11 protein-coding genes and 1 tRNA gene are annotated in these 9,795 nt (G+C 56.5%); 7 read left to right on the top strand and 5 right to left on the bottom strand.

Going from position 1 to position 9,795, the window contains the following annotated elements:
* Nucleotides 1-101: 101 nt before the first annotated feature.
* Entirely contained in the window at nucleotides 102-1,250 is a 1,149-nt protein-coding gene (locus BEN30_RS11500) for a hypothetical protein (protein WP_069958484.1), read from the bottom strand.
* Nucleotides 1,251-1,476: 226 nt separating this feature from the next.
* Between BEN30_RS11500 and BEN30_RS11495 the strand changes: the two genes are divergently transcribed.
* On the top strand, nucleotides 1,477-1,881 hold the full coding sequence (locus BEN30_RS11495) for a hypothetical protein (protein ID WP_069958483.1): 405 nt from the start codon (nucleotides 1,477-1,479) through the stop codon (nucleotides 1,879-1,881).
* A 170-nt stretch (nucleotides 1,882-2,051) separates the two neighbouring features.
* Here BEN30_RS11495 and BEN30_RS11490 read toward each other — a convergent pair.
* Nucleotides 2,052-2,126, bottom strand: a tRNA-Val gene (locus BEN30_RS11490).
* Nucleotides 2,127-2,359: 233 nt separating this feature from the next.
* On the opposite strand from BEN30_RS11490, the gene BEN30_RS11485 reads away from it, so the two are divergent.
* The 5 genes from BEN30_RS11485 (at nucleotide 2,360) to fliN (ending at nucleotide 6,070) form a co-directional block, all read left to right on the top strand.
* Nucleotides 2,360-3,262, top strand: a complete 903-nt coding sequence (locus BEN30_RS11485) for an N-formylglutamate amidohydrolase (RefSeq protein WP_069958482.1) — start codon at nucleotides 2,360-2,362, stop codon at nucleotides 3,260-3,262.
* 7 nt (nucleotides 3,263-3,269) lie between these two features.
* Nucleotides 3,270-3,809, top strand: a complete 540-nt coding sequence (locus BEN30_RS11480; protein WP_069958481.1) for a GNAT family N-acetyltransferase — start codon at nucleotides 3,270-3,272, stop codon at nucleotides 3,807-3,809.
* Nucleotides 3,810-3,958: 149 nt separating this feature from the next.
* Complete coding sequence (locus BEN30_RS11475) at nucleotides 3,959-4,822, top strand: lysozyme family protein (RefSeq protein ID WP_139134996.1); 864 nt, start codon at nucleotides 3,959-3,961, stop codon at nucleotides 4,820-4,822.
* A gap of 184 nt (nucleotides 4,823-5,006) precedes the next feature.
* Nucleotides 5,007-5,699, top strand: coding sequence for a class I SAM-dependent methyltransferase (locus tag BEN30_RS11470; protein ID WP_069958500.1), 693 nt, complete (start codon nucleotides 5,007-5,009; stop codon nucleotides 5,697-5,699).
* Nucleotides 5,700-5,800: 101 nt separating this feature from the next.
* Complete coding sequence (gene fliN / locus BEN30_RS11465) at nucleotides 5,801-6,070, top strand: flagellar motor switch protein FliN (RefSeq protein WP_069958479.1); 270 nt, start codon at nucleotides 5,801-5,803, stop codon at nucleotides 6,068-6,070.
* 18 nt (nucleotides 6,071-6,088) lie between these two features.
* Here fliN and BEN30_RS11460 read toward each other — a convergent pair whose 3' ends face one another.
* On the bottom strand, nucleotides 6,089-7,408 hold the full coding sequence (locus tag BEN30_RS11460; protein WP_069958478.1) for a Y-family DNA polymerase: 1,320 nt from the start codon (nucleotides 7,406-7,408) through the stop codon (nucleotides 6,089-6,091).
* 203 nt (nucleotides 7,409-7,611) lie between these two features.
* Complete coding sequence (locus BEN30_RS11455) at nucleotides 7,612-8,094, bottom strand: LexA family protein (RefSeq protein WP_245649044.1); 483 nt, start codon at nucleotides 8,092-8,094, stop codon at nucleotides 7,612-7,614.
* 262 nt (nucleotides 8,095-8,356) lie between these two features.
* On the opposite strand from BEN30_RS11455, the gene ald reads away from it, so the two are divergent.
* A complete protein-coding gene (ald, locus tag BEN30_RS11450) occupies nucleotides 8,357-9,469 on the top strand; it encodes an alanine dehydrogenase (RefSeq protein WP_069958498.1) in 1,113 nt (370 codons plus the stop codon).
* Here ald and BEN30_RS11445 read toward each other — a convergent pair.
* Nucleotides 9,466-9,792 (bottom strand): hypothetical protein, encoded by a 327-nt coding sequence (locus BEN30_RS11445; RefSeq protein WP_139134995.1) that lies wholly within the window; start codon nucleotides 9,790-9,792, stop codon nucleotides 9,466-9,468. The genes ald and BEN30_RS11445 overlap by 4 nt on opposite strands.
* Nucleotides 9,793-9,795: the final 3 nt, after the last annotated feature.

The raw sequence follows: 9,795 nt of genomic DNA, 5'->3' as shown, positions 1-9,795 counted from the left end.
CAGCGGCGTGGGCTGGCAGGGCGACGAGAATGAGGAGACCAAACGCGAAAAGTCTTTCTCTAGTGTATGAGGTTACGGGCAAAAAATATGAAATGTTTTGCTTAAGAAAGTTCATCTTTAGGGTCCCATCGATCGCCGGATCGAAACCTCGTTAGTGTAGGATGAGCTTCGACGGCGGCTAAGTCCGGTTCTTTTGTAAAAACCTCTGAGTACCCTGCGAACTTGAATTCCGGCGGAACCACGTACTTCGTTTCCATAACTTGGTCGTGGGCAAGGTGTTCGACAACAATTGCCTCGCCGCTGGTTTTAAAATCTATTTTGGTCGTTTCTGCGTCAGTCCCACCAACGCGCCGAATGCTTGTTGTAGTGCTACGCCATCGCGTTCCAGACCCGCTGCCAATTTTAAAGAGACGTTGATTGGTGCTCGGAAGATTAAACCGCACCACGTATACAAACGCGTCTTTGGGCTCATCAAATTCTCCACGAAGTGCCCTCACCAAGTTTCTGGGGGCACCTTGTCCACGACGGCTACAGCGCGGACAACCAGTGCCTCTCAGGTGAGCACCTGCGGTTTGCAAAAACTCTCCATCTACTGGGCAAATAATAGTGACCGGGTCTCGTGCCCCGATGTATTCGACCAAAGAGTAATTATACTTGTCACCGTGAACATTTCTGGCCTCTTTAATAAAATCCTCAACAGATTTTCGCATTGCTGCCCCGGCTTGGGCATATCTACATTTAGGACAACCGCTTCCGCTCAAGTGGTTAACCGGAAGCTGCCTGACTAATCCATGGTCAGGACAAACAAACGATATTTCATCATTTGCGCTTCGGAAGTTTCCTTTCGCGGGGCTACTCAATCCGCGTTGGATCGTTCCACAATCAGGACAACCGGTTCCTTTTAGATGCGCACTAGTTTTCTGCTTAAATTCCCCGTGCTTAGGGCAGATGATGGTCATCTTGGTTTCAGAATTCGTATAAACAGTCTTTGAATAATCAAACTTATCGCCGTGCTTTTCATGCGCCCGTCTGATGAACTCTTCCGTTGTTAACTGTTTGCGCCCACCACAAGAGGGACAACCTGTTCCAACCAAATGCGACGACGCCTGGGGATGCCAGGCCCCATGTTCTGGGCAAATGATTGTTAATTTTTCCCTCGCGCCTACGTATTCAGACTGACTGTAGTCATATCTGTCGCCGTGTTTTTCCCGAGCCTGTCGGATATAGTCTTCGGTGGTTTTCTTTCTCATCGCAACTATTTTGGCACGTTAAATTTGCCACCGCTAGGGACCGTTATATTGTTGGTGAGTGGGCACTATTTTCCGGGTGGGGCATTTTTACACCCCCCAGCCCAAGCTTAGATAAATATAATCCATACAAAACATTGGGCTGTGCCGGTTTCACGCCCCCGAAAAGACGGCATGGGTGTTGCAGTGCAGTAGGTATCGCTGCACTTCGCGGGAAAAGGAACCACCCATGACAAGCATTTCAAATCCATTGGATGTGCCGTTGGCAGAGGCAAAGTTGCTGAACGCCCGGCGTTATGGCCTCACCCAAGATGATCTGTCTCAGTTCGCGGAGCTTATGAAAATCGCCACTGATAAGAAGCTCGACGTTCCCGATGGTGAGACAACAGACGTTTCGGAGATTTTCACCGCCGACCTCATCAAGGACTACATCAAGCAACGCATGACAGCTCGCATGTCCGCGTCACTGGCAGATGCACGTTACCCCGACGCATTTTCCCCGGATGGGGTGACAAACCCCCAAGACTTTATCCTGGATATGATGAGTGCGCCGCGTCAACAATCAAAATCAAACGACGTCACGGGCTTGCTCAACATGCACTTCGATCTCAACACCCTGCAGATGCTGTCTTAGAGTTCGCGGTTGATGCCTCTAAGGAACCAAAACAGGCTAAGTCGAAGGTTCTCGGAATATAGGTCAAAAAAGGCCACTTCTGTGTCCACAGTGTGTCCATAACTACTAAATGAACACCCCATACGCGCCCCACAAACAAGAAAACCCCCTGGTTTCCCAGGGGGTTATCATGGTGGGCACGACTGGGATTGAACCAGTGACCCCCTCGATGTCAACGAGGTGCTCTCCCGCTGAGCTACGCGCCCGATCAATATCGGAATTGTCGTTTGGTGTAACGGACGCGGTTTTTTAGTCTGATCGGACGCACTTGGCAAGCCCTCAATCTCATTCTTGTGACAGGCATTGTTTTTGTTTGCGTCAGTTTGGCGTTGCCACAGCCGTTTTGAGGCTGTAACACCAAACAAACGAAGCCTTGTAGGGCCTTCTTTTCCCTACCCTGCCGACTGGACCTGCCCTGCCGACTGGAATTGTAAACGCAATGACCACATCCGCCCCGCAAGTGACGCCCACAGCCGTTTTGGCCGCCGATGCGCCGTTCGATATCATCGAACCGTTGGCGCAGACGTCGCCGGTTGTGTTTGCATCACCGCACAGTGGCCACAACTACCCCGCATCCTTTGTCGCCGCCAGCCAGTTGGACCCCGTTGCGTTGCGCCGTTCTGAAGATGCCTTTATCGACGAGCTGTACGAGCAAGCGCCGCATTTTGGGGCGCCGCTCATTCGCGCCCACTTTCCCCGCGCCTATACCGACCCCAATCGCGAGCCGTGGGAATTGGACCCCGACATGTTTTCCGATGACCTGCCCAGTTGGGTCAACACCACCAGCCCACGGGTGCGCGCCGGGCTGGGCACCATTGCCAAGGTGGTCACCGACGGCGCGGAAATCTACGCCGGAAAGCTCACGTTCGAAGATGCGCAAAACCGCGTTGAGCAGTGCTACAAACCCTATCACGCCGCCTTGATTGATTTATTGAACCGCACGCAACAAAAATTCGGCACCTACTTGCTGATCGATTGTCATTCGATGCCCTCGATTGGCGGCCCCATGGACCGCGATCCGGGCAACAATCGCGTCGATATGGTGCTGGGCGATGCCAACGGCACCGCGTGCTCACAACGCATCACCAATTTGGTGCATCAAGTGTTGCGCGATATGGGCTACCGGGTGGTGCTGAATTCGCCCTATGCCGGCGGCTTCACCACCCGCAACTACGGCAAGCCCCACGAAAACGTTCACGCCTTGCAGATCGAGGTCAATCGCGCGCTGTATATGGACGAGCAAACCATCACCCGCTCAGACGGTTTTAGCCAATTGTCGCAAAACCTCGGCCACATGATCGAGACCCTCACCAGCATCGACATCAGCCTGCTGAAACGCTGAGGCCCCTATGAACCACACCACACCGTCCCTTATCATTCGCGATGCCACCGACCAAGACGCGGCGGATATTCAGCGCATATACGCCCACCACGTCGAAACCGGAACCGCCAGCTTTGAAGAGGTTGCGCCAGATGTGGCCACCATTGCCGAGCGCCGTCGCACCATCGTCAAAGGCGGGACCCCGTACATCGTGGCCGTACTGGACGGGAAAGTTCACGGTTTTGCTTACGTTTCGTCCTTCCGTCCCCGTTCCGCGTATCGTCACACGGTGGAAGATTCCATTTACGTCGACCCCCAGACGACGGGGAAAGGCATCGGCACCCAGTTGCTCAGCGCCTTGATTGAGCGCTCAACGGCGCTTGGCTTTCGGCAAATGGTTGCCGTCATTGGCGGCGGGCAAAACGTGGCCTCCATCAATTTGCACGCACGCCAAGGCTTCAAGCAAGTTGGGCACTTGCAATCCACCGGGTTTAAATTGGGCGCCTGGGTGGATACGGTCTTTATGCAGCGCGCCTTGGGTCCGGGCGACACAACATTGCCCCAATAACACCGCGCCTTCGCCACCCCTCCCCATATCTCAAAAATCACCCCCTAAACTGGCACGCCGTTTGCTTAGTTTTGGGCATGATGATGACAGCTACACCCCTTTTCCGATTAGCTTATACCCGTCCAGTCTTGGCCGGGTTGGCTGTGGGCATGGTCTTGCTTGTGGCGGAGCGCGCCCTTTCCGCACCCCTCACCGAGAGCGCACAACGCTTTGAAAAAGAAGCAAATACATGCATTTCTGCGATCACCCACCAAGAACGTCGCAACGGCCTGCCCCACGGTCTTTTACAGGCCATTTCGCTGGCCGAATCCGGGCGTTGGTTCGAAGATACGGGACGCGACAAGGGGGCAATTATTGCCTGGCCTTGGACCGTTACGACCGGGGGCGAGGGGCATTATTTGCCCAATCGGATCGATGCCGTGGCTTATGTGAAGTCTTTGCAGGCCGACGGCGTGCAAAACATTGATGTCGGCTGCATGCAAATTAACCTCAAATACCATCCCGATGCGTTTTCCAGCATCGAGCAAGCGTTTGACGCCACCGCCAACGCGGCCTATGCGGCCCAGTTTCTCAAAACCCGCTTCGCCGTTTCAAAGTCATGGATCGAAGCGGCGGGCGATTATCATTCCACCACCCCCGCTCTCAACCAATCGTATCGCGAGAAAGTCTCTAAATTGTGGATCCGGACCTCTCAACCGGGTTATGGCCGCGATATGATGACGGCCAGCGCCACGCCTCATGACGACACCGGCTACGATAACGGCACCTCAGAGGTCGTGACCCAAGCCATGATCGTGCAACCCGACCCCTTGTCCACCCAGCGTTTTAACAAAGCGTTCAAGATCCGTCAGCAGGGTTCCGGGATGCGCGCCGGGCAAGAGATCGCCAACCGCGTCAGAGCCCTCAAACCGGGCTCCCACTTGACGCAACCTGCGGGACAGAGCCGCGAAGACACTTTTGCCCTGCGCCGTCAGGCGCAATTGGCGCAATGGCGTCAAACCAAGGTTAACTGATTGCCCCCGCTTAACCTTTAGCCCTTCATTTTCATTTCACAGTTGCCCTAACCGTGCGCTCGTCATAAAAGAACGCTTCATTGACTAAGATCATTGTTTGAAATTTTTACGCCCCCATATTAAGGCTTGCCAGACGATCCCCTTTTTCACGCCGCAAACGGCCCAAAGCGATATTATTTCTGCCATGAATCAGTCACTCAGCCCCCGCTCCAACAGCGAAGTTTTAACCGCAACGCTTGATTTCCATGGCAAAAAGGTCATCGATGTCGGCTGCGGAGAAGGCCATTTGGTGCGCTTGATGACGCGCCATGGGGCCAAAGCGTTTGGGGTGGAGTGCAACCCCAAACAGTTGGAAAAAGCCCACAACGAAAAACCTGCGGGTGACGAAGTCTATTTTTCGGGCCGTGCCGAGGAACTGCCGTTTGATTCCGACAGCATCGATATCGCCGTCTTTTTCAACAGCCTCCATCATGTCGACATCGACAATATGAGCCTGGCGCTGAAAGAAGCGGCGCGCGTTCTCAAGTCTGGTGGCATACTTTACGTCTGTGAACCGGTGGCCGAGGGACCTCATTTCGAATTGATGCAGCCCGTGCATGACGAAACCGAAGTGCGCGCCAAAGCCTATGAAGCTCTGCAAGGGGCTGGTGCGCTGGGGCTTGTTCAAGACTCCGAGTTCACCTATACGCACCCGGCCCTGCATGCGGATTTCGAGCGTTTCAAAGAACGCCTGCTGCGCATCAATCCCCAGCACGATGAGGGCTTCGCCAAGCATGAAGCGGCGCTTAGGGCCGCGTTTGAGCGCCTGGGCGTGCCCGTCAAAGACGGCTTTTCGTTTGACCAGCCCATGCGCGTGAACCTGTTTAACAAAGCCTAGATAAAGCCTTGTTTCTGGGCCTCAACAGCATTCATGGTCGTTTAAGAGAATTTGCGCTATAGTGCGTTATCATTTCACCGATTCTTGGACCAAAATCAATCATGGCAAATGGCATCAACGAAGAAGACGAACACAAAGCCCTCTTGGATGTTCCGCTGGAAGTGACCGCTGTTTTGGGCACCGCCACCATGAAGGTGAGCCAATTGCTTAAGATGGGCCGTGGCGCCGTGGTGCAATTGGATCGCAGCGTCGGTGAGGACATCGAAGTCAAAGCCAACGGCAACCTGATCGCGCGCGGCGAAGTGGTTGTGGTCGAAGACCATTTGGCCGTCACGATGACCAAAATCTACAAAGCCAATATGGGCCGCTAAGCCCACACTGGATTTCCCCTAAGCCTTAACGACCCGCAGCTCTGCCCACGATGTGGTGTAGCGCGGGGACTTGTGGTCGCGGCGCAGGCTCCAACCGCTCCCTTTTGCCCCCCCTCGCGCAGGGTCTGGCGTGATATCTTGGGGCCGCAGCCCAAAGCGCACCAAATCTCGCCCCCCTCTTTGCCCCCCGTTCAAGCTGTCCAAGGCCTGCTGCAGACGTTCCGCCTTCATCTGGTTGGCCGCAGACGGGGCAAACAAGGTGGCTTGCTGGGCCACCTGCGGGGCCAAGTCCAACAACATCACACCGGCTTTTTTATAGCGAAGCCCTGGTTGATACGCTTGGCCCAGAGCCTTCAGCGCGCCACGGGTCAAATCGGCCGTCAGGTTTGACGGGCTGGGCAACGCCACCGTGGCGGTCGCCTGAACCAGGGGCTGTTGGGGGTTAAAGCGATCCGTGTGCGCAAACACCATGACTTGCCCGGCCACCAATCCGCCGTGGCGCACCCGTTCACCTGCGCGGGCGGCAAAGGTCGCAATGGCGTCTTTCACATCGTCATAGGCCGTGACCGGGCGCGCAAAAGATCGCGATGATACACACGATTTGTGACTGTGCGGCTGGCTCTCCAAATCAAGGCACGAGGTCCCCAAAAGCTCCACCTGGGTTCGCGCCCCGGTGACGCCCATTTTTTTACGCACCCAAAATTCCGACTGGCGGGAAAAGTCCAACGCCGTGTAAATACCAAACGCGGGAAAGCGCTTTGCCCATTGGCGGCCCACCCCCCACACGTCCCCCACCGGGGTCGCGGCCAAGGCGGCTTCGATTTCAATATGGTCGGTCAAAATCGCCACCCCGCCCAAGGCCGGGTTCTTTTTTGCGCGTTCCGCAGCAATCTTCGCCAAGGTCTTGGTCGGTGCGATGCCAACCGACACGACAATGCCGGTCCAGCGCTTGACCGTGGTGCGGAGGTCTCTCGCATAGGCGTCCAAGTCCCAGCCTTCAAACCCATCCAAGCCTAAAAAAGCTTCATCAATGGAATAGATTTCCATGTCGGGACTGTACCCACTCAGCACCGCCATGACCCGCGCCGACAAATCGCCATACAGCTCATAATTGGATGAAAACACCTGCACATCATGACGCCTCAACAGATCGCGGACTTTGAAATACGGCGCCCCCATGGGGATGCCAATGGCTTTGACCTCGGCGGACCGCGCCACGATGCAGCCATCGTTGTTGGACAACACCGCCACCGGGCGATCTTGGAGGTCGGGACGAAACACCCGTTCACACGACGCGTAAAAATTATTGCAGTCGATGAGGGCGAATAGTTTTGTCATAACAGAGCCCTTCTTTTTTAAAGCCGCACGCGGTTGGATTGCCGCCCCCCGAACCAACGACGAGCCATTGCGAGAAGCAAAGCGACGAAGCAATCCATGTTTGAAGTGCACTCCGTAGCTTGCTAACGCTCCAGCCCGTATCTGGATTGCCACGCCCCCTGCGGGGGCTCGCAATGACGGGCGGGATGCGTCATCGCACGTCATCACATCATCAGATTGCGCACCGCATTCGTCACCACCCCCCAAATGGCGGAGGTTTCACCGCCGCCCTCTCCGCTGGCATCCAGACTGGGCATCAGGATGGGCGGGAAATCCGGGTGTTCCGCCACCAAGCGCCACGCCCCGGCCCGGCCCTTCAGACGCTTAACCGTCAGCTCGCCTTCCACCACGGCGATCACCACATGGCCGTCATGGGGTTCAACGCTGCGGTCCACCACCAGCAAATCGCCGGGAAAAATGCCTGCCCCGGTCATGGATTCCCCTTCGACCCGCACAATAAAGGTAGCGGCGGGGTGGCGGATCAGGTGGCGATTTAAATCCAGACTGCCTTCAATGTAATCTTCCGCCGGAGAAGGAAAGCCAGCGCGCACCGCACTGGCCAAGACGGGCGTTTCCCGCTTGCTTTTGACCACCGCGTGCCACGCTTTGCCATGCCCCAGCGACAGCCACATGGGCGGCTCCGACATGTGCGAGAGGCGCGGCCTCTGCACCATGTGCGGTGCGGACGGCGGGGCAAAGGCATCAGCGCCCTCCCTTGGAGATATCCTGGGGGACAGCCTGTGAGACATCGTGCGCGAAATCATGGCTGCGGGTCCTTTTGCTAACTTGATTCCATTAAGAACAAAACAGGAACATATCACGCGACCGTCACCCGCACAAGCTTCCTCAATTCCCACCTTGCAAACACCCCCACGACGTTCATACTTAAAGAGAACAAGGAGATTTATGATGCGCATTGGAATCCCCAAAGAAATCAAGAACGGTGAGTTTCGTGTTGGCATGACGCCCGCCAGCGTGCGCGAGGCAGCCCAGCACGGTCATTCCATTTTGGTCGAAACCGGTGCCGGCATCGGCATCGGCGCCACCGACCAAGACTATGAAAATGCCGGAGCCACCATCGCGCCGGACGCAGCCTTGGTGTGGGAACGCGCGGACCTTGTCGTTAAAGTCAAAGAGCCTCAGGCGGTTGAACGCGCCCGTCTGCGCGCGGGCCAGACCCTGTTCACGTATCTGCACCTAGCCCCCGACACGGCGCAAACAAGCGATCTGATGCGCAGTGGCGCGATCTGCATCGCGTATGAAACCGTCACCTCAAACGCGGGCGAGCTGCCCCTACTCCACCCCATGAGCGAGGTGGCCGGGCGCATGTCCATCCAGGTCGCGGCCCATGCGTTGGAGCGCGAAGCGGGCGGACGCGGTGTGTTGCTGGGCGGTGTGCCGGGTGTCGCGCCCGCGAAGGTCACCATCATCGGCGGCGGCACGGTGGGGGCGAACGCGGCCCTGATGGCGATTGGCACCGGGGCAGAAGTGGTGGTGCTGGACCGCAGCAACGCCACGCTTCGCAGTCTCAACGCGCGCTTTGGCGCCCGTGTGAAAACCATTTATTCCAACAGCGACACTTTGGAAGACCACGTTCTCAGCGCCGACGTGGTGGTGGGCGGCGTATTGATCCCGGGGGCCTCAGCCCCCAAGCTGGTGAGCGAGGCTATGATCAAGGCGATGCGACCGGGTTCGGTGGTGGTCGATGTGGCGATTGATCAAGGCGGTTGCTTTGAAACATCCCACGGCACCACCCACGCGGCACCAACGTATGTGGTCCACGATGTGGTGCATTACGCGGTCACCAACATGCCCGGTGCGGTGCCGCACACGTCAACCTATGCGCTGAACAACGCGACCTTGCCGTTCATTCTGGCCCTGGCCGATAAGGGCGCACAGCAAGCGTTGAGCGATGATCGGCATCTGTTGAATGGCTTAAATGTGTGGGCAGGGAAAATCACCTGCCGGGCGGTGGCCGAGGCCCAAGGCCTCGACTTCACCGAGCCCAAATCGGTGCTTTAAGCGACGTTGAACACCACGCCCCACATCAACAGGCCCACCGCCATGATGACGATGGAATTGGCGGCGATGGCGCTGAAGGTGGTGATGGAAAATTGGCGAAAGCCGATCAGCACCGCCATGAGGACACCCCCCGCTGCCAGCAAAATACCCAGCAACATGACGGCCGCGTTGAGATAGACAAAAAATTCCGCTTCGGCCGGATTAAACGGAATGAACGAACCGCCCCAGAACAAGAAATTCGCCAGCCCGCCGATGATGATCGGCATCACCGTCGGCATTTGCCCCTTGATCGTCAGCCGGGTTGAGCGTGCTAACATATGCATTTC

The sequence above is a fragment of the Magnetovibrio blakemorei genome (genome assembly GCF_001746755.1).
GTDB lineage: Bacteria > Pseudomonadota > Alphaproteobacteria > Rhodospirillales > Magnetovibrionaceae > Magnetovibrio > Magnetovibrio blakemorei.
Note: the sequence above shows the minus strand (reverse complement) of the source record. Positions and strands in the feature narration are given on the sequence as shown.